General features: G+C 59.8%; 17 protein-coding genes. 13 read left to right on the forward strand and 4 right to left on the reverse strand.

From position 1 onward, the window contains the following. Positions 1 to 7 precede the first annotated feature (7 nt). From H1B37_RS06765 to hemB, 3 genes are all read left to right on the forward strand, one after another. Complete coding sequence (locus tag H1B37_RS06765; RefSeq protein ID WP_182865879.1) at positions 8 to 1,810, forward strand: hypothetical protein; 1,803 nt, start codon at positions 8 to 10, stop codon at positions 1,808 to 1,810. 108 nt (positions 1,811 to 1,918) lie between these two features. After that, entirely contained in the window at positions 1,919 to 4,042 is a 2,124-nt protein-coding gene (locus H1B37_RS06770) for a hypothetical protein (RefSeq protein WP_182865880.1), read from the forward strand. Between the two features lie 240 nt (positions 4,043 to 4,282). Next, positions 4,283 to 5,287, forward strand: coding sequence for a porphobilinogen synthase (gene hemB / locus H1B37_RS06775; RefSeq protein WP_182865881.1), 1,005 nt, complete (start codon positions 4,283 to 4,285; stop codon positions 5,285 to 5,287). Positions 5,288 to 5,401: 114 nt separating this feature from the next. Here the strand turns inward: hemB and H1B37_RS06780 are convergent, their stop codons facing one another. Continuing rightward, positions 5,402 to 5,920, reverse strand: a complete 519-nt coding sequence (locus H1B37_RS06780) for a GNAT family N-acetyltransferase (protein ID WP_182865882.1) — start codon at positions 5,918 to 5,920, stop codon at positions 5,402 to 5,404. A gap of 177 nt (positions 5,921 to 6,097) precedes the next feature. Here H1B37_RS06780 and H1B37_RS06785 point away from each other — a divergent pair, with 177 nt between their 5' ends. The 3 genes from H1B37_RS06785 (at position 6,098) to H1B37_RS06795 (ending at position 12,796) form a co-directional block, all read left to right on the forward strand. Next, positions 6,098 to 9,070, forward strand: coding sequence for a serine/threonine-protein kinase (locus H1B37_RS06785; protein WP_182865883.1), 2,973 nt, complete (start codon positions 6,098 to 6,100; stop codon positions 9,068 to 9,070). Between the two features lie 330 nt (positions 9,071 to 9,400). Continuing rightward, the gene (locus tag H1B37_RS06790; protein ID WP_182865884.1) at positions 9,401 to 11,614 is read left to right on the forward strand and encodes a TonB-dependent receptor; all 2,214 of its coding nucleotides are present in this window, start codon (positions 9,401 to 9,403) and stop codon (positions 11,612 to 11,614) included. A gap of 168 nt (positions 11,615 to 11,782) precedes the next feature. After that, positions 11,783 to 12,796 (forward strand): GGDEF domain-containing protein, encoded by a 1,014-nt coding sequence (locus H1B37_RS06795; RefSeq protein ID WP_182865885.1) that lies wholly within the window; start codon positions 11,783 to 11,785, stop codon positions 12,794 to 12,796. Between the two features lie 156 nt (positions 12,797 to 12,952). Here the strand turns inward: H1B37_RS06795 and H1B37_RS06800 are convergent, their stop codons facing one another. Then, entirely contained in the window at positions 12,953 to 13,486 is a 534-nt protein-coding gene (locus tag H1B37_RS06800) for a hemerythrin domain-containing protein (RefSeq protein ID WP_286177492.1), read from the reverse strand. Positions 13,487 to 13,626: 140 nt separating this feature from the next. Then, positions 13,627 to 14,586: an EF-P lysine aminoacylase EpmA gene (epmA, locus tag H1B37_RS06805; RefSeq protein WP_182865886.1), complete on the reverse strand. Its 960-nt coding sequence runs from the start codon at positions 14,584 to 14,586 to the stop codon at positions 13,627 to 13,629. Between the two features lie 56 nt (positions 14,587 to 14,642). Here epmA and H1B37_RS06810 point away from each other — a divergent pair, with 56 nt between their 5' ends. Continuing rightward, positions 14,643 to 15,686 carry a ThiF family adenylyltransferase gene (locus H1B37_RS06810; protein ID WP_182865887.1) on the forward strand — a complete coding sequence of 348 codons (1,044 nt, stop codon included), beginning with the start codon at positions 14,643 to 14,645 and terminating at the stop codon, positions 15,684 to 15,686. 138 nt (positions 15,687 to 15,824) lie between these two features. After that, a complete protein-coding gene (locus tag H1B37_RS06815) occupies positions 15,825 to 16,316 on the forward strand; it encodes a DinB family protein (RefSeq protein ID WP_182865888.1) in 492 nt (163 codons plus the stop codon). Positions 16,317 to 16,339: 23 nt separating this feature from the next. Here H1B37_RS06815 and hisF read toward each other — a convergent pair whose 3' ends face one another. After that, on the reverse strand, positions 16,340 to 17,107 hold the full coding sequence (gene hisF / locus H1B37_RS06820) for an imidazole glycerol phosphate synthase subunit HisF (protein ID WP_182865889.1): 768 nt from the start codon (positions 17,105 to 17,107) through the stop codon (positions 16,340 to 16,342). A gap of 384 nt (positions 17,108 to 17,491) precedes the next feature. Here hisF and purH point away from each other — a divergent pair, with 384 nt between their 5' ends. The 5 genes from purH to H1B37_RS06845 all read left to right on the forward strand — a co-directional run bounded on the left by purH (position 17,492) and on the right by H1B37_RS06845 (position 23,749). After that, positions 17,492 to 19,060 carry a bifunctional phosphoribosylaminoimidazolecarboxamide formyltransferase/IMP cyclohydrolase gene (gene purH / locus H1B37_RS06825; protein WP_182865890.1) on the forward strand — a complete coding sequence of 523 codons (1,569 nt, stop codon included), beginning with the start codon at positions 17,492 to 17,494 and terminating at the stop codon, positions 19,058 to 19,060. A 162-nt stretch (positions 19,061 to 19,222) separates the two neighbouring features. Beyond that, entirely contained in the window at positions 19,223 to 19,999 is a 777-nt protein-coding gene (gene trpC / locus H1B37_RS06830; RefSeq protein WP_182865891.1) for an indole-3-glycerol phosphate synthase TrpC, read from the forward strand. Further along, positions 19,996 to 21,279: a glycosyltransferase family 87 protein gene (locus tag H1B37_RS06835; protein ID WP_182865892.1), complete on the forward strand. Its 1,284-nt coding sequence runs from the start codon at positions 19,996 to 19,998 to the stop codon at positions 21,277 to 21,279. Before trpC ends, H1B37_RS06835 begins: the two co-directional genes overlap by 4 nt. A gap of 229 nt (positions 21,280 to 21,508) precedes the next feature. Then, positions 21,509 to 22,351, forward strand: coding sequence for a glycosyltransferase (locus tag H1B37_RS06840; RefSeq protein WP_182865893.1), 843 nt, complete (start codon positions 21,509 to 21,511; stop codon positions 22,349 to 22,351). Positions 22,352 to 22,354: 3 nt separating this feature from the next. Continuing rightward, positions 22,355 to 23,749, forward strand: coding sequence for an NAD(P)/FAD-dependent oxidoreductase (locus tag H1B37_RS06845; protein ID WP_353620793.1), 1,395 nt, complete (start codon positions 22,355 to 22,357; stop codon positions 23,747 to 23,749). The last annotated feature ends 44 nt before the right edge of the window (positions 23,750 to 23,793 follow it).

Raw genomic sequence — 23,793 nt, forward strand, 5'->3', positions numbered from 1 at the left:
AATCATCATGGACCAAGTCAAAGAGTACCTGGCCGTCGCCATCAAGCATGGATTCTGGATCGGCAGCTCGATCGTCCTGATCGGGGCTTTGGCGGTTTGGTATCTGTCCACCAGCGACCTGAATGCCCAGACAGAGTCACAGATTCGCAAGATCGAAGGTGATGTTCAGAAGGTGAGGCAGTATCAAGGCGAATTGTCGACCCAGCCGAACGATCTTTCACACCAATGGATGAACGAAAAGATCGAAGTCCGCAAACAGGAAGTCCTCACCGCCTGGCAAAACGTCTTCGACGCACAACGCGGCATCCTGACTTGGCCGACCAAGTTGAAAGATGAGTTTGTCAACGAGTTCAAGTATGTCCGTGACCCGGAAACCGGCAAGATTGACAAGAATCGGCTGAAACTGCCGTTTGAAAAATACGAGCAGTTTCCACCCTCGTCCGATGCCTATCAGGTCAACCCCGCGCTGCTGCGGCGGTACGAGCAGTACATCGGCGAAGTCCTGCCCAGCTATGCAGAGATCGCCGGTGCAGACTGGACCGCCGATTTCAAGAAACGCGGCGGCGGAATGGGGATGGATTACGGCATGGACGACATGATGATGATGGGCGGGGGAGCACCGACGCGGCGCGCCAAAGTCAACATCACCGGCGCGATCGAAGAACCGGTCGTCAAGTGGAGCACCAGCAGCCAGGAAGCCGTGCTGAAGGACCTATTCCCGTGGCGTGGCGTCAAGGAATATCCCTCGGAACTGGACGTCTATTACTCCCAAGAAAACCTCTGGATCATGCGACAGCTGCTGGAAATCGTCGCCGCCGTCAACGGTGGTGCCCAGCAAGCCTTTGAAGCCGAAATTCGAGAGATCAAGAAACTTTCCATCGGACGCTCGGTCACCTTCAACCAAGGCAGCATCTCCGAACCTGGGTCTCGCATCACCGCCGGGTTCGGCGGCGGCATGGACGACATGATGATGATGGAAGACATGGGAGATATGTATGCCATGGACGATGGAGGCATGGGTGGTATGGGCGGCGGTACGGACAGCGAAGGCTCCGACCCCGGCGACAGTCGCTACGTCAACACCGCCAACGAACCTATCGATGCCTCGTCCCTGCGAGGGGCCTTCAGCAGCAACGACCCCGGACAGGTCGCAATTGCGGTCGCCAAACGCGTCCCCGTCATGTTGCACCTGCAAATGAACCAACAAAGTATCGCCCGCCTGCTGGCCGCCTGCGGTAGCGCCCCGCTGATGGTCGATGTCCGCCAAGTCCGTGTCATGCCCAAGGGCGGCGCCACCAGCAGTAGCGGCGGAGGCGGAGGGTACGACATGATGGGGATGGAAGACGAAATGATGGGCGGCATGGGAATGGGGGACATGGGAGGCATGGGAGGCGGAATGACTTCGGGAGCCCCCGACGAGTTCCCGATGGACATGGAAGTCGAAATCTACGGCCTGATTTATTTCTACAACCCACCGAGCGAAGAATCGCTCGGTATCGAGAAGGTCAAAGACGACGTATCGATCGACGAATCGGCCGAAGTGATCGACGCCCTGCCCGGCCCCAGCGAACCCACACCGCCAACAGCCGAACCGCCAACAGCCGAACCGCCAACAGCCGAACCGCCAACAGCCGAACCGCCAACAGCCGAACCACCGGCAACCACACCACCGGCAACCACACCACCGGCAACCACACCACCGGCAACCACACCACCGGCAGCCACACCACCGGCAGCCACACCACCGGCAGCCACACCGCCGGCAGCCACACCACCGACCGCGATGGCAATCCCCGTCGCGATCCCCTGATCGGCCTGGTCACTCATGGCATCCCGCCTGAGTTGCCAACCGGTCGCACGCTGCACACACAAACCCATTCACACGACGAACCAACGTACCCGCTGACAGGGAAACACCATGGACGCCGATAAACTGAAAGACTTTGCGGTCTACAATTTCGAAAAATTGATCGTTGTGATCGTCGTGCTATTGTCCGGCTTCCTGATCTACAGTGGGATGGGCCAGCCCATCATCACCGAACAACATGATCCGGACCGGTTGGCGCAAAATGCGACCGAGGTCAAACGGCAAGTCGACGACGACCACACCGAAGCGATCGTCAACGACCCTGAGGCACCGCGTGAGCCGAAGTTCGACATCGCGATGGAACAACAAAAGTTCCTTCAGCCGATCAAATCCAGTCTCTATCAGCCCGGTCCCTGGGACCTGTCCAAAGCGAGCAAGGAGAAAGTCCGACGCAAGGATCCCGTGCTCGCCAAACCCGAAGCGGTTCGGGCCACCGGCGTGATCGCCACGTTGGCCTATCGATCCAAAGATGGCCTGTATGCGCTCAGCGATCTGGAACCCGCCGACGAACTGGAGGTCGTCGAAGCCAAACCCAAACGCAGTTCTCGACGCAGCCGTCGAAACAACATGGACGCAATGATGGGCGGAGAGGACATGATGGGCATGGACATGGAAATGGACATGATGGGCATGGACATGATGGGGATGGACATGATGGGAATGGAGTCGTCGGCCGGAGCCTCCGGACCGATCCGCAAACTGGCCGCCGACAAGAACCTCGGCATGACCCCCAAAACCACTCAATCGTTTAGCACCGGTGACGACCAACCACCGGTTCCCGGGATCGGTCTGTTCATCGCCGGGACCGCTGTGATTCCTCACAAGCAGTTGATCGATGCCTACCAAGAGGCGCTCTCCTACGCCGCCGAGTACGAACCGAACAAGCGTGACCGCCCGCGATACGTGTCCTACCAAGTTCAGCGTGCCGACGTCACCAACAAGTCCGTCGACCAATTGACCGAAAACGATTGGATCCTGCGTGACAGTAATGATGTCACGATTTGGAATGCCGCTAATTATTGGTCCGGATTTGCCCCTGAAATCGTTCCCGACGACTACCGGATTCCGGGGGTCACGATGTGGATTCCCCCGATCGTGCTGGACCCCTACACCGACATCGCGACACACCCGTTTGTCCCGTTGAAATCACAGCGGGTGTTGCTGGCCGAACAGATGGAAAAGGAGGCCGAAGCGGCCAAAGCGAACGCCGGACCGGTCAGCCAAGAAGACTTTGAAGTCGACATCGCTGGCGGTCAAACGCGATCCTTTGGTGGTGGCATGGATGAAGGCTATGACATGGACATGGGGATGGACATGGACATGGGGATGGACGAGGGTTATGACATGATGGGCATGGGCGGCGGCATGGGCGGCGGCCGGCCGGCCAACGAAGGCAAGCCCGCCGAAGAAAACCCGGTCGATTACAAACTGCTGCGGTTCTACGACTTTGCCTACATCCCTGGCAAAACCTACAAGGTCAATGGCAGGGTCGAGCCGATGGACCCGCGGGCCCCAAAACTGGGCCGCCAGTATGTCTATCGCGTGCGTTTCGCGGTCAACGATCCCAACTTTCCCATGACTCCGGAACTGCAACCGAAAAGCAAGAACCTGGACCCCGAGGCCTACAAACGCTACGTCACCCTGTCGGCCGACGCCGCACAGACGCAAAAACGCAACTACAAACGCTGGAGCGACTGGAGCGACCCCAGCGCACCGACCGCACTGCCGCAAGGTGACCGCGCAGTGTTCGGAAGCGTCAAACCGACCAAACCACGTGTCGTGACGGCCGGCAACCGAAAAATCGTTATCGAAGCCGAACCGCCCAAAGCAGAAGTCGTCGCATCCAGCTTTGACCCGAGCTTGGGAGTGTTCGTGCCGGCGCGGATGGAGGCGACCGAAGGCACCGTGTTGAGTACCGAAGTCGAATCGGCCGACGTCATCGATCCGATTACCCTGGAAGTCAAAAAGACGGATGCCCCCAAAGTCATCAAATCGTCCGCGACCGTGATCGATGTCGAAGGCGGCGCACCGATGGAAATTGTCGACGACGAAACGATCGTCGAACCAGGCATGTTCCTGATGATCGACAGCAACGGTAAACTGAAGGTCAAAGATGCGACCGAAGAACAACGCTTCTATCGGATCCAGTCTTTCGCCGAAGAACGTGGCTTGTAACGGCGAATGCCACGTCGTTGCCGTGATCGGTAATCAGTGATCTTCACCCTCCCCCTGGGAGGCTCGCGGAGGAGTATACGCTCGGAGCGGGGAGGGTTCGTTGTGGCTCGGAAGCACTCTAACACCACCAAACGCCCCTCCCCTTGCTACGCTCGACCCTCCTTTCCAGGGAGGGTGAATTCTTGACTTGATGTGGATGGGCGCGGCGAGGAGAGGGCCAAACAATCGAGTTTTCGCAGGATGTATGATTTTTCACGCGGATCCTTTCCGCGAACACGCCCGCGGCGGCAACGCCGCTACGAATGGTCCCGCCGCTTGGTCGCCGAATCCTCGCTCACCCCGAGCGATCTGATCTGGCCCATCTTTGTCCATCCGGGCAGCGGTTTGCAGCCGATCGAGTCGTTGCCGGGCGTTGATCGTTTGGGAACCGATGAAATCGTCGATGCCGCCAAACGCGCCCGCGACCTGGGGATCCCGGCGATCGCCGTGTTTCCGGCCACGCCGGCGGAATTGAAAACCCCCGATGCGGCCGAGGCGACCAACCCGGACAACTTGGTCTGCCGCACGGTGCGTCAAATCAAATCCGCCGTCGGTGACTCATTGGGAATCATTTGCGACGTCGCCCTGGATCCCTACAGCAGCCACGGGCATGACGGAATTGTGCGGGACGGCGACGTCGTCAATGACGAAACCGTCGACATCCTGGCCAGGCAGGCCGTGGTCCAGGCGGATGCCGGATGCGACATCATCGCGCCGAGCGACATGATGGACGGCCGTGTCGGCGCGATCCGCGACGCGCTGGAATCCGCCGGCCACATCAACGTGCAAATCATGTCCTACGCGGCCAAGTACGCCAGCGCGTTTTATGGACCGTTTCGAGAAGCCGTCGGTTCCAAAGGCAATTTGGCCGGGGCGAGCAAGAAGACGTACCAGCAATCTCCCGAGCAAGCCGACGAAGCGTTGCACGAAGTGGCGCTCGACTTGGCCGAAGGCGCCGATTCGGTGATGGTCAAACCCGGCATGCCGTACCTGGACATTCTCAGCAACGTCAAACAAACCTTCGGCGTACCGACGTTCGTTTATCAAGTCAGCGGCGAATACGCGATGTTATCCGCCGCCGGACAGCTCGGCTGGCTCAACCGACGCGACGTCGCGATGGAGAGTCTGCTCGGTTTCAAACGCGCCGGCGCCGACGGAATCCTCACCTACTTCGCCCCCGAAGCCGCCCAATGGTTATGTGAGTGATCGTGGGAGAGAGCCAACAGTAGCGGAAGCCGCCAAGGCTTTCGCTGATTCTGCGATCTCGTCTTCGTCCCGGTTCACACGCTTGGGGCTCGAGTGACAACGCCACTTCACGCTTCACCCGTCACCCTGGCATCCACCGGCCAACTTCTCGATCGCGTCGGTCCCCAAGCGGGTGATTCGCCAGTCCGGCAACACGTCCCCGCCGATGGCTTGATAGACGTCGATGGCGTTTTGGTTCCAATCCAACACCGCCCATTCCATCCGACCACACTTCCGTTCCACCGCAATCCCGGCCAGCGTTTGCAACAAGACCTTTCCGATGCCCCGCTTTCGAAAAGCCGGTCGGACGTAAATATCTTCCAGATAGATGCCCGGCTTGCACAGGAACGTCGAAAAATTTTCGAAGTAGATCGCGTAAGCAACCAACTGCGGTTTAGATGGGGCATCTGCGGCGACCTCCGCCACCAAGGCTTCGGCGTGGCCGCCGACGAACAGGGCCTGGTGCATGTCGTCTTCGTCGGCGGTCAATTGGTGCTCTAACTTTTCAAAGACGGCCAAATCGCGAAGCATCGCAAAGATTTCCGGCACGTCGTCTGGACGGGCCGGTCGGACGTGACAGGGTGCATCGGACATTGCGGATCCCGGGAAAAACTTGAGTGGACGTTGGGGGATTACCAGAAACGGCGTTCGGACCGCTCGCGGCGGCCTACGTTTACGTATGCGTCCGGAGGATGCAACCACGATCCCCCAAGCGTCCCTCACAATCCCGACGATCGATTCGCGCGGCTCGATCCACTGCCCAGAACCGACATGGAACCGTCTAGAACCGACATGGAAACGATCAACGGCCGCTTCTTGCCCGACGAATCAAATCAGCCCCGAACTGGTCACGCCGCACCGCCTCACCCCGCCGATCAATCGCCTGCCCCCGCCGCCGAGGACTCGATGGCAACCGTCTGGGGAGCCGGCAAGCCGGCGCACGTCGCTGGAACCGGAGACGCGGATCCGGCGGGCCCGCCGCCGTCCCACCGCGACCGCGAGGCAGACCTGCCGGACGCCGAATGCACGCTCGGGTCGACGTCGTCCAAACGCGCCGCGACAGGTAAATCCACCGGCGATGCCACCACCGCGGATTCACCGCATTCGCGCCATTCCGATCGGTACGTCGAGCTGGGCGAACTGGGGCGCGGGGGCTGGGGCATCGTCCAGCGCGCCCTGGACCGTCAATTGCAACGCGAAGTCGCCGTCAAACGCATCAGCAACCCCGGTAAGATCCAACCGGCCCAGCGCGAGCAGTTTCTGCACGAAGCGCGGATCACCAGCGGACTTCAGCACCCCGGCGTCGTCCCGGTCCACGAACTGGTTGCCGACGAAACGGGTGAAACCTATTACGTGATGAAGTTGCTCGAAGGCGACACGTTGCGTCATCACATCCGCGCCGCACATGCCAAGCAACCCGACCGGCGCTGGGCCAGGCACGAGTTGCTCGAAGCGATCACACCGCTGCTGCTGCGATTCATCGATGTTTGCAATGCGATGGCCTATGCGCATCGCCGCGGCATCATTCACCGCGATCTAAAACCGACCAACGTGATGGCCGGCGCGTTTGGTGAAACGATCGTCGTCGATTGGGGGTTGGCCCGCTATGTCGACGATGCGACCGACGAAACCACGGTCCACGGTGCCGGACACCAGGACGACCGATCGGGCAGCTATCGTTCTTCCGGGCCGATGGAATCCGAAGGCAGTGTGATCGGAACACCGACCTACATGGCCCCCGAACAAGCTCGGGGCGAGCTGGCATCGATGGGCAGCCACAGCGATATCTATTCGCTCGGCGTGATCTTGTATGAAATCATCGCGGGCAGCCATCCGCACAAGGGCATGGACATCAAAACGGTGCTGCGGCGAGCGAGCCGAGGCCAATGCACGCCGCTGCGTCAGATGCAACCTTGTGTGCCCAAACCACTGGAAGAAATCGTCCACACCGCAATGGCCCCCAGTGCCGAGCGACGCTACCGGGACGTCGAGACCTTGGCCGACGACGTGCAGCGTTTCATGACGGGCCTCCGCGTGTCGGTTCACGACGAAACGCTGGTCGAACGGACGGTTCGTTGGTGCAGCCGACATCGCGGAATCGCGTCAACGGTCGCCGTCGCGGTGGTCTTGCTGATGGTCGTCTCGGTGATCAGTGCCCTGGTGATCCGTTCGGCCCATCAGGCCGAACGGCAAGCGAGAATCGAAGCCCGCCAGGCACACCATGAGTCGCTCGAACGGCTGGTCGATGCACGCGACACCGCCGACACCTGGTTGGTCGACCTGAGCGGTTCCTTGCAATTCCATCCGGCGATGACGCCGCTACGAAACGAATTGATCGGCCAGGCACTGAACCAGTACCAACGCTTGATCGAACAACCGATCGATCCGATCGTCGATCACCTCAGCGACGACGTCGACGAGGATACGTTCAAAACCAACACTCTGGTCTGGCTGGAACGCGTGAAATGCCATCTGCGTCTGGGTGATCTGTATCGGATGCGCGGACAACGCGACGAATCCCAAAAACACTTTGCCGTTGCGGATTCCATCCTGGACAAACTGGGACACGCCGTCGATCTGGTCACCCATGTTTCGCTGTACCGATCCGGTCCCGGGCACCGGCACGGTGTCCCCCGGCTTGGCGATGACTGGCATTTGCATCAACCGGAACTGGATGAACTGGTTCATCTGGAACGAATCAACACCACCATCGGCCGCGCACTGGCGACCGAAACGTCGCCTCCGTTGGCCGACGCGATCGCATCCCGTGAAGAACTTCAACATTGGTTGCCCTGGGAACCGCCCGCAGCCCCCGACTTTAAACCATCGATCTTTATCGCCCGAGCAATCTCTGCGCGGGTCCGATTGGAAATGGTGATCCAGCGAACCGAGTCCGCCGCACAACGACGCGTGTTCTCGCCCGAACGCTACGACAACGCCGCCGAATGGGCGCGTTGGCTGGCCGATCATCGTGGCAACCCCAGCGACATCCAACGGTACGAAACGATCGCGACCGAACATGCCGAGCACCACAGCCGAATCGGTGACTACCCCGCGTCGTTCCAAGCCTGGACCCGCCTAATCGATTTCCTCGGCCATCGCTTGGAATCGCTCGGCCAGCGAACCGATTGGATGCAATCACTCGCCCACGCCAAACTCCGTCGCGCCGAAGTGGCGGTGAAGCTCGGCCGCAAAGACGAAGCGGCCAGCGACTACGCCAGTTCGATCGAGGACCTGGAACGAACCTGGTTGCTGGCCGATGCCGACGAGTTCTTTCGGGTGAACCTGGCAACGGCAGAAAATAATTTGGGCCGTTTGTGGTCCGACGGCAACGAACAGCAACGTCAAGAAGCAAAGCGATTGTTCGCCCGTTCGATCGCCACCTACCAACAACTGCTCAGTGAATCGGCAACCCCCGACATTCTGCGGCGTTTGGCACAGACGCACACCGCGATGGCTGAAACCATCCGCGCCTCGACCAACGCCAGCGACGCAGACGGCGACTCGACCGCCGAACAGTTAGAACATCTACAGCATGCCACGCTGGCGTACGAAATCTTGCGAGACCAGCAACTGCTAAACAATGCCGACCGACTGAATTGGGCGACAACGCTTGTCGATCGACGATCCCTTGATCCCGAGGCGGTCGATCAGGCAACGATCCAGAATCTACTCAACGAGATCAACGCCGAGGAATTGACCGAATCCCAACGTGCGAAACTTCGCTCGTTGCGTGCCGGCTAGCAGTGCATCACCTTGCTGGGGCTTAGGGGGGATCCGACCCGAATCGCACGGGCATCAACGTTGGTGTCTAGCCTTTAGGCGATTTTTCCCGCTGCGGAGCAGCGACGGGGCGGCTAAAGCCTGCACACCAGCGAATTGCCGTTAGTGTTTTCCGTCAAATCCGTGTTCCGCACCGTTCCGCTCGGCTGGATCAAGACGATTCCCCGCTTACGTCCCTCGCCAAGACATCACAGCGCCATCATTCCGATTCGCGAGGGACCTCACAATCTGTAACGGGAAAGGACACCCATGGGCTTGGACACCACGACGAGAATCGCTGCCTGTTGGGCCATGTGTTGCGCTTTGGCGGCACTGGTCGGTGCGCAACAGCCCCTGCCGGATCCTTCATCCGACCTTGCGTTTCAATCCGCCCGCCCCAAAGACGCGTCGCAAAACCCTCAACCGTCGCTGAAACCGGACGAGCGTCTGGCAAAGCTGTTCGGCGATGTCAATCAAGTCGATGACCTGCCACCGGCGCGGCGCAATCGAGCCCACAGCCCGGCCGCCGACGCGGTGTTTTCGGCCGAAGCCACCGGACGCCGGACCAGCGATATCGGGCACTTGGTCGAACGATCCAAAGCCGCCCACGGGGTCGCGATCCAGCACCGCACGCCGATCGTCAGCGACACGCGGGTTCGCGGACAACGCGTCGGCCAGGTTCTGGCATCGGGGTCGTACTGGGCACCGGCGCGAATGGACTTGGACACGATGATGAGCAAGATCGATTCGCGGCTGATCGACAACCTGATCTTGATCAAAGGCCCGTATGCGGCAAAGTACGGGCCTGGATTTCGCTTCGTCGATTTGGACTTTGTCAAAGCCCCTCGCTATCAAGGCGGGTTCCAAACCCACGGCAGCACCAGCGCGACGTACAACAGCAACGGCCAGCAATGGTATGGCCGCCAGTCGTTCAACGGCGGCAGCGACCGCTACGGTTTCTTTGTCAGCTACGGACATGCAACCGGCAATGACTATGAAACCGGCGAATCGGATTTCTTCATGCCGTCCAGCTACAAGTCGCGTGACATCTTCGTCGCCTTTGGCGTGGACCTGTCCCCGACGCAATCGCTGGAATTCAATGTTTTGCGATTGGATCAGACCGACGTGGAATTTCCCGGCCTGGTGTATGACTTGAACTTTCTGGTCACCGACGGTTACGAAGTGACGTACACCCACACCGCGCCGGGGTTTGCCGACCGGTTTCGAGCCGAGGTCTGGTACAACCGCACGCGTTTCGAAGGCGACACGTTGCGGCCCGGAAAAAACCGCCAGATTCCCGAGTTGCGATTTAGTCTGGAATCAACCAGCGGCTTTGACGGCTATGCGGTGACCGACGGTGACGGATTGTCGGGCGGCTACCGGCTGGAAAGCACCTACCTGACCGGAAACGGTGAAGTCGCCGTCGGCACCGATTTGATTATTTTGAATCAACAACTCAACGACATCGAACCGGTGGCACCGCCGTCGGACAACAACTTTCCCATCCCCCGCAGTCATTCCATTGACGTCGGCGTCTATGTCGAAGACGTCGAACAGATCAACGCCTGTTGGACGATGACCGCCGGTGCCCGCATCGATGGCGTGTTCGCCGATTCCGATGACATCGTCGACGGGGTCCCGGTCCCGCTCTCGTTGCTCAAGGACGCGAACCTGGACCAAGACTTCTTGCTCGGTTCGGCATACCTGACGTCCAACTATCGCTTCTCGCCGGGATGGTCGCTGAACACCGGAATCGGCACGGCACACCGCAACCCGACCTTGACCGAGATGTACGTCGAATCCTCGTTCATCGGATCGTTGCAACGGGGGCTGACGTTTCTGCAGGGTGACCCGGAATTGGAGAGCGAAAAAATCCTGCAAGTCGACGCAGGTTTACAGTACGAAGATTCGACGACTCAGTTGGGCGTTCAAACCTACTACAGTTGGATTCACGACTACATCACCTATGACCTGATCGATCCGGCGGGAACCGTCGACGGTTTCCAACAAGGCGCCTACTTCGTCAACACCGACTTGGCGTCGATCGCCGGGGCAGAGTTCTACGCCCAGCATGCCGCGCGAAACTGGTTGACCGTGTTCGGGATCACCAGCTACACCGAAGGCCGCGACCTGTCTCGCAACGCCCCGGCGCGACTCTCTTACTTGCCCGACCGCAGCGATCTGGAGGGTGTCGATCACGAACCGTTGCCGGGCATCCATCCGCTCGAAGCCCGCATCGGATTCTTGCTGCATGATCCCTGTCCCGGCCAGCGCTGGGGGATCGAGTTTTCTGCCCGTGTGGTCGACAATCAAGATCGTGTCGCCGAATCGCTGGACGAAGAACCGACACCGGGCTTCACCACCTATGACATCCGCGGATACCGCTGGATGGGCCCGGTGTTGCTGACCGGCGGCGTGGAAAACCTGACCGACAAGTTCTATCAAGAACACATCGATTATCGCAGCGGATTGGGAGTCTTTCGGCCTGGCATCAGCGGCTACTTCGGTTCCGAATGGCGGTATTGATTGATACAATCCGGATCAGCGGAACGATCGGTTTGTGGCCCCGGTTTCGCCGACCAAGCCGCCACGGGCGACACAATCGGATCAGGCGGATGGCGAAGTGTGACCCATCTTTGTGAGCCCGATTGACAGACTCCAAAGCGTCCCCAACGACCTTGATGAACTGACACGATGCCTGCTGCAACCACCCCCGACCCATTAAAGGGTGACACCAATCCCGACGGCCTGCTCGGCTCGGCAAAGGATTCCGCCAACGGTTCGGTCCATGACGGTCCCATCGACACACCGGTGCATCTGGAACCCGAAGCCACGTTGCAACGTTCGCCCGATCCGTCGCTCAGCCATCGCAACGACCAATCCTGTTTGGTCCAGATCTACCCGCCCGATGTCGTCGACGGGATGTTGTTGATTGAAAAAGACGAATTGTTGATCGGCCGCGAGTCGGGTTCGGATCTGTTGCTTCGAGACACCAGTGTCTCGCGACAACACGCCGTCATCCGGCGCACCGAGTCCGGTTTTGAACTCGAAGATCTCGACAGCACCAACGGCACGTTTGTCGGTGGTCACCAAGTGAAACGGGCATGCCTGAATTCCGGGGACACGATTCGCTTGGGCAGTTTTCTGTTCAAATTCCTTTCCGCCGGTAGCGTCGAATCGCAGTACCACGAAACGGTCTACTCGGCGCTGACGCGCGATGCGTTGACCGGGACGATGAACAAACGCTACCTGCTGGAAACCCTCAATCGCTCGATCGCCGCCGCGGTCCGCCAACAGCAACCGCTGACCGTCGTGATGCTGGACATCGATCATTTCAAAAGCGTCAACGATAACTATGGACACTTGGTCGGCGACGAGGTGTTACGCGAATTCGGAAAACGTGTCTCGGCCGGGTGTCGCGAAGACGATTTGTTGGCCCGCTATGGCGGCGAAGAATTCTGTTTGCTGCTCTCGGCCACCGCGGCCGATGAAGCAGCCGAGGTCGCCGAGCGCTGCCGCCATGCGGTCTGTGATCAACCTTTCCAGACTGCTGCCGGACCGCTCGAGATCACCGCCAGCTTCGGGTTTGCGGTTTTGGACCACCAGCACGGCGAGACCGGCATGGAACTGATCCGAAGGGCCGACCAGCAGCTTTATCAGGCCAAACGCAAGGGCCGCAATCGGGTTTGCGGCCAGGGCATCGCCTGACCGGTGGGAAGGTCTTGATACACCCTGTCCCCAACCGACGGGCATCCCATCATTCTGCCCCGTATCGTTCTGCCATCCGTGCCCTCATCCCCACCGACGCACCAGGACGATGTGAGTGGGGAGTAGGGTAGGAAGATTTTGGAGGTAGGAAAATGATCAATCGCCGACGCCCAGATCGTCGTCGAAACTTTCCAGAATCAATTTCAACTCGGACTCTTCGTGGTTTTCAAAACTCTTTTTGAACGCTTTGAAACGACGCATCAGCTTGGTGACGTGTTCGGACGCCTCGCTGTTCAATTCTAGAATCCCATCGGCCAAGTCACGGATCTGTGAATAGAGCGTGGAGTGTTGTGAGCGCAGCGTTTCGGCGTTCAAACTCAAATGTGGCGCGATATCGACGGCATCGTCAAAGTAACCGTAAGCCTCTTCCAGCGAAAAGTGGATCGCCAACTGGTCTCTCAACTCCGCCAGCGAGGCGATCAGTTCCGGCCAATGGTTCTTGACAGTTTCCGGATGCGAAAACATCGGAATCAGGCGATCCCAGAGCGATTTTAATTGACGGTTGTCGTCTTTAATCTCCCTCAGAAAAGCCGCATTGACGGTCAATCGACCGACCGGTTTGCTGGCTAAGCCTTCTCCTGATGATTTCCCAGCGGCCCGCTGGTTACTTGGCGCAAGCGCGTCAGACATCGGTGTGATCCTTTGGTTTTTGAGGCTGCCACTATTGTAACCACCATTTCCACGCGGCGTAGCGTTTCAAGGCCGTTTTGGTCGATCTTGGCACTCTGGATGGCCCGCCACAGACGGGTAGGCGCGATTGCCCAAACTGGTCATGCATCAAAAATCGGAAACGCCATCACCTGTTCGATTTTTTCGGCACCGACCTTCAACATCAACAACCGATCGATCCCCAGCGCCACACCGCTACATGGCGGCAAACCCGCACGCATTGCGGCGACCAACGTCGTCTCGACCTCCAGTGGTTCGCGCCCCGATGCGATCCGCTTTCGGTTGTTTACCTCATAACGCTCCAGCAACGTCCGGGCATCCAGCAATTCATCATAGCCGTTGGCCACTTCGATCCCGCGAACATACAGTTCGAACCGGGCGGCACAGTGGCGGTCCTTCGCCGACGGTTTAGCCAGTGCCGCTTGCGAAAGAGGGTAATCGGTCAACAGGACCGGACGCTCCAACCCCAGCGTCGGCGCGATCCGCGCGGACAATAGACAGTCCAACAATTGATCGCGATCATCACCGACCGTCGCGGCCATCGACGCATCGATCCCGCCAACCAGGTCACGCAGATCGTCAACGCCAACCTCGATCGGATCGATACCAAGTTGTCGCCCAAAGGCGTCGCGGTACGGGAGCGAATCGTAGCCGTCGGCTTGCAGAATCGACGCGACGAACTGACCGGTCAATCGCATCGCCGATTCGATGTCCCCCCCGACCTCGTACCATTCCAACATCGTGAATTCGATGTTGTGCCATTGTCCGGCTTCACCGCCACGAAACACCGGACCGACGCTGTAGATCGACGGTGCACCGCTGGCCAACATCCGCTTCATCGCCGACTCAGGAGACGTTTGTAAATAAAACCGTTCGGGCAGCCGCGGATCCGAAATACCAAGCGCACTCGAATCGAGTGTCAACGGATCCAGGTACGCGTCGACCACACAGTCGCGCGACAGACAAGGCGGCTGAGTTTCCAAGAAACCATGCTGATCAAAAAAGCGACGGGTCTGGCGAAGCAACTCGGCACGCGCGGCGAGATGGTTTACATTGGCCATGACAGAACCTCTTTCCTTTGCATCTTGACGTTCGCCCTCGCTACGCAACTTTCTTCGTGATTCCACCTTCGCCTGACCGCTACGCACGCCAACGCCAGTTCGCCCCGATCGGCGCCGAGGGGCAACAGCGGATTGAACAAGCCGACGTGGCCGTCCTGGGTTGCGGCGCGCTGGGAACGGTCGCCGCGGAACTCCTGTGTCGAGCCGGCGTCGGTCAAATTCGAATCGTTGACCGTGATGTTGTCGAGTGGACGAATCTGCAACGCCAATCACTGTTCGATAGCGACGACGCCCGCCAGGGAGCCAGCAAAGCCGAAGCCGCCTGCCATCGACTGCGACAGATCAACGACCAGGTCCAACTCACGCCGATCGTCGCCGATGTCAATGCGGGAAACATCCAGTCCGTCTTGGACGGCGCGCAACTGGTGGTCGATGCCACCGACAACTTCGGGATTCGATTCCTGTTGAATGATTGGGCGCTTGCCACCGGCACCGCTTGGGTGCACGGCGGATGCGTCGGCGCGGCCGGACAGGTGCGGTTGTTCGATGGAAACGAGCGTCCGTGTTTTCGATGCTTGGTTCCCCAGCTGCCGCCGGCCGGCGCGGTCGACACCTGCGACACCGCCGGAGTCATCGGACCGGCGACCCACCTGATCGCCAGTTTGCAATCGGCCGAGGCGATCAAGTGGATCTCGGGCAACCGCGACGCCGTTTCAAGCTCCGTGCTGTCGATCGACTTGTGGAACAATCGCATCCGCCAAGTCGAACTCGATCCCGCCATCGCCCCCAACTGTATCGCCTGCGTCGGCCGCGAGTTCGAATTCTTGCGCGGCGATGCGTTTCAAAGCAGCGAAGGCGCGTTGTGCGGCCGCGACGCCGTGCAACTGAATCCGCAAACCGACAACTTGCGAATCGATCTGACCGAAATGGCGCGGCGTTGGGAATCGATCGGCACCGTCCAGTCGACACGTTTCTTCACCCGATTGCAGATCGACGACACGACCCAGTTGACGTTGTTTCGTGACGGACGGGTCGTCGTCGACGGGACCGATGACGTGGCCCGGGCGCGGTCCTTGTTTGATCGTTTCGTCGGCAATTAGTGCCGCGTCAATTGATCTCAAACGATGATCCGCCGTTTGACATCCAAAGTCGGCACACCGGCGGCGGCCCCAACCGCTATAAAGACATCCTTGTCACTGCGAACGACTTTCATCATCTCCATCCATCAAGATTCAACCATGCACGGAAAAGACGCGATTCGCCAGACGTACGATTTTAGCCGAATGGTCCTATCGTCCTACGTCAGTGATTTGAGCGACGAAGAGCTTTTGACGCGGCCGGCCAAAGGCTGTAACCACGTCGCCTGGCAGCTCGGACACCTGATCACCGCCGAGTGTGGACTGCTCCATTCGATCGCACCGGGGTTTGCGGTCGCGCTGCCGGAAGGCTTTGTCGAAAAACATTCCAAAGAAAACACCGCGAGCGACGATCCGGCGGACTTCGCCAGCAGAGACGAGTACCTGGGTTACTTTGCCGAACTGAAGGAAGCGGCCTTCAAAGCCCTGGATGCCCAAACCGACGAGGACTTGGCCAAACAAGCCCCCGAGCATCTGCGTCAGATCTGCCCCAACGTCGGCGGCGTTTTCATTCTGATCGCCACGCACCCGATGATGCACGCCGGCCAATTCGTGCCCGTCCGACGCGTCCTCGACAAACCCGTGCTGATTTGATGGGGGTGTCCGCCACCTTTTGCCTACAGCCGCACGGGGATGCCGGCGTCGCGCATGACTTGCTTGGTTTCGGCGATCGTGTATTGGCCGAAGTGAAAGATGCTTGCCGCCAGCGCCGCGCTGGCCTTGCCTTGTAAAATGGCTTCGGCCAAATGGGACGGATTTCCGGCCCCGCCGCTGGCGACCACGGGGATCGACACGGCCTGGCTGACCGCGGCGGTGACGGGCAGATCGTATCCGTCGCAGGTTCCATCGGCGTCCATGCTGGTCAACACGATCTCGCCGGCGCCCAGGTCCTGAACGGTTTTCGCCCACGCGACGGCTTCCAGACCCGTCGGTTTCCGGCCGCCGTTGATGTGGACCTCCCAAAACTCCTGGCCGTCCTTGATCACCCGCTTGGGATCGATGTTGACGACGATGCATTGGCTGCCGAAGCGATCGGCCGCCTTGCGAACAAATTCGGGGTCCCTACAGGCGGCGGAGTTGATGGACACCTTGTCGCAGCCCGCGTTCAGCAGGTCTCGGACATCTTCGATCGTCCGCACGCCGCCACCGACGGTCAGCGGCATGAAAACGCAGTCGGCGGTGCGGCGAACCACATCCAGGATGATGTCGCGTTCTTCGTGGCTGGCCGTGATGTCCAAAAAAACCAGCTCGTCGGCCCCTTCGGCTTCGTAACGGCTGGCGACCTGGACCGGATCGCCCGCATCCCGCAGATTGACAAAATTCGTTCCTTTGACGACGCGTCCGCCGTGCACGTCCAGACAGGGGATTACTCGGGCAGCTAACATCGATCGGATGGGGATTAATTGGGGCGATTCAGGGAAACAGGGGCTAGAACGACGTGTTATAGGACAAACTGCGGTCCACTCGAAGGCCGGCGCGAAAAGCGGGCCGGCACGAATGGCACGGGCAGAAGCGCTGCTGTCTCTTTTGACTTAAAGCCCGTGCGATTCGGAGCAAGTCGCAAAAAACAAACGCCCCACCGGGTGCTTCGCTTTACGGAGACATATCCCTTTTTCGTTTGGTAATCCTGAAATCCAGCAGGGACAAAGCATTCGGCGTCCGGTTGACCTTCGCTGCGCCCGCGAATTTAATTTGCCATCAACGGTTTTGAGGTTCGCGTCAAAACCGCATGTTCACCCGTCGCACCTCCCCCATTAGGTCTGCCCCCCGTGTCAAATGTCACCCCGGTTCGAAACGCGCTCATTAGTGTCAGCGACAAGCTGGGCCTGGCCGATCTGGCAGCGGGATTGCAGCGCGACGGTGTCACGATCTACAGCACCGGTGGCACGCGGCGTCACCTGGAACAATCGGGCATCGAGGTGCGGGATGTCGCCGAGTACACCGGTTTTCCCGAGATGCTGGATGGTCGCGTCAAAACGCTACACCCCAAAATCTTTGGCGGGATCCTGGCGATCCGCGATCGCGACGACCACATGGACGCGATCGACGACCACGACATCGTTCCCTTCGATTTGGTCGTCGTCAACCTGTACCCCTTCGCCGCCACCGCGTCCCGGCCCGGCGTCACCTTCGACGAATGTGTCGAGCAAATCGACATCGGGGGCCCCAGCCTGGTCCGTGCGGCGGCCAAAAATCACCAGGACGTCGCGGTCGCGACCAGCCCCGAGCAGTACGGCGAACTGTTGGAACAGCTTGACGGCGGCGGCACGACGCTGGAATTGAGAAAGCAATTGGCCGCCGACGCGTTCGACCACACCGCGGCCTACGATCGCGCGATCGCCGACTACATGCGGGGTGACAGCATCGCCGGCGAATTCCCCTCGTCGATGCACTTGGCGTTGCGCCGCAAGACCCAATTGCGTTACGGGGAAAACCCGCACCAGCGCGCGGCACTGTATTGCGATCCGACCGTCCGCAGTGCCAACTTGGTTTCGGCGCGACAGATCAGCGGCAAAGAACTCTCGTACAACAATCTGCTGGATTTGGATTCGGCGTTAGAAATCGTCCGCGGCCTGTCCAATCCCGCGGTTTCGGTGATCAAGCACAACAACCCCTGCGGTGCCGCCAGCGACGCCAAGCTGGCCAACGCCTGTCGCAAGGCGCTCGCCGGCGATCCGCTCAGTGCGTTCGGATCGGTGTTGGGATTCAACAAGACCGTCGACATGGCGACGGCCGAATTGCTGTGCGAACCGGGACTGTTCATCGAAGCCATCGTCGCACCGGATTTCGAAGCCGGCGCGGTCGGATTGCTGACCACGCGTCCGCGTTGGCGCGAGAACGTGCGGCTGATGCAAGTCGGCATCCTGGACGATCCGCCGCCGGCGATCCAACGCCGGTTCATCAGCGGCGGGATGTTGGTGCAGGATGCCGACCGATTGACCAGCCCCCGCGTGCAGTGGGAAACCCCGACGCAAACCAAAGTCGACGAGGACCTTTGGGACGACCTGGTGTTCGGCTGGGAAATGGTCCGGCACGTCAAAAGCAACGCCATCGTGTTGGCCCAAGACACCTCGCTGGTCGGCGTGGGAGCGGGGCAGATGAGCCGTGTCGACAGTGTCGAAATCTCGATCGAAAAAGCGGGCGATCGCGCCAAGGGAGCCATCCTGGCTTCCGACGCGTTCTTCCCCTTCCCCGATTCGATCGAAGCGGCCGCCGAAGCGGGAATCGTCGCGATCATTCAACCCGGCGGCTCGCGACGTGACAGCGAAGTGATCGAAGCCTGCGACCAACATGATCTGCCGATGGTGTTGACCGGGCGTCGGCACTTTAAACATTAATCGCAATCGCGGGGCCGCGCCGCTAACGCACGGAGTAACCTGTTGGTGTACGACGTCCCTTCGAGGTCGTCGTGGGGAGTCCGCGGACGACGGCCCGGAAGGGCCATCGTACTTAATCCTGCGCACCAACGACGACTGGGCTGACACACTGGTTTCTACGCAATGACAATCCTTGACGACATCCTGGTCAAAACTCGCGAAACGATCGCGCGCGATAAGGCAGTCGTCCCCGCGTCCGAATTGGAAGCCGAGCTTGCCGCCCTGCCGCCCTGCCGCGACTTTCACGCCGCACTTGCCGCCGGCCAGCGCGTCAACTTGATCGCCGAAGTCAAACGGGCCAGCCCCTCGGCGGGCCTGATCCGCGAGGACTTTGATCCGGTAAACATCGCCAAGTGCTACGTCGATGGCGGCGCCGCCTGCATCAGCGTGCTGACCGACCAACCGTTCTTTCAAGGATCACTGGACTACTTGCGCGACGTCCGCGCCGCGGTCGACATCCCGATCTTGCGCAAGGACTTTATCGTCGATCGTTACCAGATCCTGCAGGCACGTCATGCCGGCGCGGACTGCGTGTTGCTGATCGCCGAATGCTTGCCGCCGGCAGAACTGAAACAGCTGCACGATTTCGCGATCGAACTGGGGATGCAGACCTTGATCGAACTGTTCGCCCCCGAGAACCTGGATGCCGTCTTGGCCACCGGTACCAAACTGGTCGGGGTCAACAACCGTGACCTGCGGACTTTCAAAACCACACTTCAGCACACCTTGGATCTTTGCCCGTCGATTCCTCCGGACCGCTTGATCGTTGGTGAAAGCGGCATCCGTGAGCATGCGGACTTGGAGCGGTTGGCCGGCGGCGGTGTCAAAGCGGTGCTGGTCGGCGAATCGCTGATGAGAAAAGACGACATCACCGCGGCGGTAAGAGAGTTGTTGGGATGACCGACCGCGGCAAACACCTCGCGATCACCGCCATCGTCTGTTTGCTGTTTTGTCTCGGCGTCGCCCTGACCGCGATCCGCACCGTCTCGCGCTATCAGACGCCTGGGTCACGCGATCTCTCGACCCAAGGGATGTGCGACTTTCATAACGGGCTGTATTTCCCCGCCACCGCGCTATTGGCCGGCAAAAGTCCTTACGGCCAGCAATACGCCGACGAGTACCCGGTCTCGCGTCAGATCCCGTTCTTTTCGCCAATCATTCTGGTCTTGCACGCACCGCTGACGTTCTTGCCACTGCCGGTCGCGGACGTTCTGTACTTTTCGATTTCGCTGGTGCTGGTGGTGCTGCTGGCGATGCTGTCCGCGGCGGCCGCGCGAGTCGACAGACGCGTGGGATGGATCGCGGGGATTGCCGCCGCAATGGTGTTTTCGCGCAGCGGACACATCTCGCTGTACAACGGCTACTTCACGATCGAATTGGCGCTGGCGACGATCGCCGCAATCCACTTCGCCCGACACCGTCCGCTGGTCGCGGCACTGGCCCTGGCGATTGTCTCGGCAAAGCCGACGTTCATTTTGCCGCTGGGTTTCCTGATGCTGGCTCGCGGCAACTTCAAAGCGTTGTTGATCGGAGCGGCAATCAGTGTGGTCGGGGCGGGGCTGCCGATGACCTACCTGGCGTACCACGAAGGGATCCGCGCGAGCGGTTCGGTCGACATGGCGGCGGGATTTGAAAAGCTTGTCGACGACATCGCGACCGCGCAAGAAATTCACATGAATACCCCCGGCGAATCGCCGGTCGAATCCTGGACCCGGTTGGATGCCCTGGCGACCGTTTGTAAATGGACCGGCAGCGATCCCGGGTCGGCCGTTCAATTGGCTGCCATGATGCTGATCCTGGCATGGCCGATGTGGATTTTGTATCAACGTCAACGAAGCGAGTTGGACGATGGTATCGTCGGCGGTACCGGTTGTCTGATCGTGGTCGCCACACTGACCAGCTTGTACCACCAGTCTTACGATGCGTTGATTGTCGTCGCCCCGATCCTGGGTCTGCTGTTGGCAAACACGGACTTTTGGATGTCAGTTTCCCCCTCGATCCGCGGCGTGCTGGGAGCTTTGCTGGTCTTTCCGGCATTCAACTACCTTTCGACCCGGAGTTTTCTGTCGCGTCTGGACCTGGGCGAACTGGGATTCAACGTGATCACCAGCCTGAGCGGAGTGGCGTTGATGGTCGCGTTGGTGATGACCTGCGTGCTGCTCACCAGGAAGGCGACTTAGGGCTGCGGCGGATTCTTGGCCCCGATCACGCTTCGTCTCTACAAACCCTTGGTGCGAATCCTTCGCCCACGTTTGCTGCTCATTCGCAGATCGCCGATAACCCGAACCGCCGGACTGATTTACCTGACCAAATCAATGTAAATCGCTTGCCCGCCCCCCGAACGTACTTAAACTGCGCCCCATCTCCATGACTTCCCCACGCAGGCCTTTTCAAACAGTCATTCTCCCCATGGACCCCACCCCTCTTGGCGACGTCCCCCCCCAGGCTTCCCCCGCGGTCGCTCCGCTGGAAACGCCCGCAAGCGACGGTCGCGGCCCGCGATTTCGGCCGGCCAAGGTTTTCCTAGCTCTTCCGGCGTACAACGAACAGGAAGCCCTGCCGGAGTTGCTGGAGCGGATCGGCGAGGCGTTTGCCGACAACCGGTTGCCCTACGAAGTCGTGGTGGTCGACGATGGCAGCACCGATAACACGGCCCAAATCGTTTCCCAACTGTCATTCCAAATGCCGTTGCATCTGGTGCAGCATGCGCAAAATCAGGGACTGGGGATCACCATCCGCGACGCGTTGCGTGAAGCCGTCGATCGCGCGGGCGAACGCGACATCATCGTGACCATGGATGCCGACAACACGCACCCGCCGGGGCTGATCGACCGCATGGTGCGGATGATTCATGAAGGATGTGATGTCGTGATCGCGTCCCGATTCGAATCGGGCGGCTGCGCGGTCGGGGTTCCGATCGAACGACACTTCCTGTCCGTCGGGGCACGATTGCTGTTCACCCTCCTGTTTCCCACCCGCGGCGTCCGCGATTACACCTCCGGCTTCCGCGCCTATCGGGCTTCGGTCATTCGCCAAGGCTTTGCCGACCACGGTGATGCGTTCGTCGGCGAAACGGGTTTCTCCTGCATGGCCGACATCCTGCTGAAACTGCGAAAACAAGGCGCGCTGTTCGGCGAAGCCCCGTTGCGTTTGCGATACGACCGCAAAGGCGGGGCGAGCAAGATGCAAGTCTTCAAGACGATCTGGTTGACGCTAAAGCTGCTCTCGCGTCACCGATTGGGAGGCAAGTAGATCGTGCCGTTGGAAAATGAGCCCGGACAAAGCCAGCCGCGATGGCTGGTCATCGGCGGTGGGGTCATGGGATTGAAGATCGCCGACGAATTGGCCGCCAAAGGTCAACAGGTGACGATCGCCGAAGCGGCGCCCAAGTTCGGCGGATTGACCAGCGCCTGGAAACTCGGTGACGTCACCTGGGATCGCTTCTACCACGTCACCCTGCTCAGCGATTCGGTGCTGCGTCGCCAATTGGAATCATTGGGCCTGGAGCGTGAGCTGCAATGGGTCGAAACCAAGACGGGGTTCTACGCCGGCGGCAAATTGATGTCGATGAGCAACACGCTGGAATTTCTGCGTTTCCCGCCGCTGTCGATACTGCAACGCATTCGATTGGGCGGCACGATCTTTCTGGCGTCCAAGATTCGCGATTTCCGCAAGATGGAACAACAGTCCGTCGAGACTTGGCTGCGGCGTTGGTCGGGCAAGGGAGCGTTCGAAAAAGTTTGGCTGCCGCTGCTCAAAGCGAAACTGGGCGACGCCTATCGCCAAACCTCCGCCGCGTTCATCTGGGCCCACACCCAGCGGATGTACAAGGCACGTCGAAGTGGGGCCAAGAAAGAAATGTTCGGCTACGTCCCCGGCGGCTATGCCAGGATCTTGGACGTCTGGACCAAACAACTGTCTGATCGCGGCGTCCGCTTACTGAGCGGCCACGGCGTCAACAGTGTTCGCAAGACCGATGACTCGGCGGCCGGGCGGTTGGAAGTCGATTTCGGCAACGGCCGCGTGGAGACCTTTGACAACGTCGTTTCCACGATCGCCTCGCCCTTGATCGCCGAACAATGCGACCAGCTGCGCGAGGATGAAAAATCGAAGCTGCGGGCGATCAAGTACTTGGGTGTCGTCTGCGGATCGATGCTGCTGAAGAAACCGATCAGCCCCTACTACGTCACCAACATCACCGACACCTGGGTCCCGCTGACCGGCGTGATCGAGATGTCGACGATCGTCGATTCACAATCACAGTTGGGCGGTCATCATCTGGTTTATCTGCCCAAGTACATGACCGACGACCATCCCGATCTGGCCGAACCGGACGAAGACTACAAGCGACGTTGCTTGGAAACACTCGAAAAGATGTACGACCACTTCTCACGGGACGATGTGTTGGAATTCAAGGTCGCACGGGCAAGGTACGTCGCCGCCCTGTCGACAATCGACTACAGCACCCGTTTGCCGCCGGTCGTGACCAGCGTGCCGGGTTTTTATGCCCTGAATTCGGCCCACATTCTCGAAGGCAATCTGAACGTCAACGAAACCCTGCTGTTGGGTGAGCAGAAACTCCGCGACGAGGTCTGGCCCGACTTCCTGGCCCGCGGCCGAGCGACCAGTTCCCCCGCGATGGTCGGGTGAAACACGGGATAGGCTTCCAGCCTGTCATTACTGCCACACGCGGA

The organism is Stieleria mannarensis, from assembly GCF_014154935.1.
GTDB lineage: Bacteria > Planctomycetota > Planctomycetia > Pirellulales > Pirellulaceae > Stieleria > Stieleria mannarensis.

Excerpts from the sequence above, each read along its gene's own strand:
- H1B37_RS06765 (WP_182865879.1), top strand. The coding sequence starts at position 8 with ATGGACCAAGTCAAAGAGTACCTGGCCGTCGCCATCAAGCATGGATTC.
- H1B37_RS06770 (WP_182865880.1), top strand. The coding sequence starts at position 1,919 with ATGGACGCCGATAAACTGAAAGACTTTGCGGTCTACAATTTCGAAAAA.
- hemB (WP_182865881.1), top strand. The coding sequence starts at position 4,283 with ATGTATGATTTTTCACGCGGATCCTTTCCGCGAACACGCCCGCGGCGG.
- H1B37_RS06780 (WP_182865882.1), bottom strand. The coding sequence starts at position 5,920 with ATGTCCGATGCACCCTGTCACGTCCGACCGGCCCGTCCAGACGACGTG.
- H1B37_RS06785 (WP_182865883.1), top strand. The coding sequence starts at position 6,098 with ATGGAACCGTCTAGAACCGACATGGAAACGATCAACGGCCGCTTCTTG.
- H1B37_RS06790 (WP_182865884.1), top strand. The coding sequence starts at position 9,401 with ATGTGTTGCGCTTTGGCGGCACTGGTCGGTGCGCAACAGCCCCTGCCG.
- H1B37_RS06795 (WP_182865885.1), top strand. The coding sequence starts at position 11,783 with ATGCCTGCTGCAACCACCCCCGACCCATTAAAGGGTGACACCAATCCC.
- H1B37_RS06800 (WP_286177492.1), bottom strand. The coding sequence starts at position 13,486 with ATGTCTGACGCGCTTGCGCCAAGTAACCAGCGGGCCGCTGGGAAATCA.
- epmA (WP_182865886.1), bottom strand. The coding sequence starts at position 14,586 with ATGGCCAATGTAAACCATCTCGCCGCGCGTGCCGAGTTGCTTCGCCAG.
- H1B37_RS06815 (WP_182865888.1), top strand. The coding sequence starts at position 15,825 with ATGCACGGAAAAGACGCGATTCGCCAGACGTACGATTTTAGCCGAATG.
- hisF (WP_182865889.1), bottom strand. The coding sequence starts at position 17,107 with ATGTTAGCTGCCCGAGTAATCCCCTGTCTGGACGTGCACGGCGGACGC.
- trpC (WP_182865891.1), top strand. The coding sequence starts at position 19,223 with ATGACAATCCTTGACGACATCCTGGTCAAAACTCGCGAAACGATCGCG.
- H1B37_RS06835 (WP_182865892.1), top strand. The coding sequence starts at position 19,996 with ATGACCGACCGCGGCAAACACCTCGCGATCACCGCCATCGTCTGTTTG.
- H1B37_RS06840 (WP_182865893.1), top strand. The coding sequence starts at position 21,509 with ATGGACCCCACCCCTCTTGGCGACGTCCCCCCCCAGGCTTCCCCCGCG.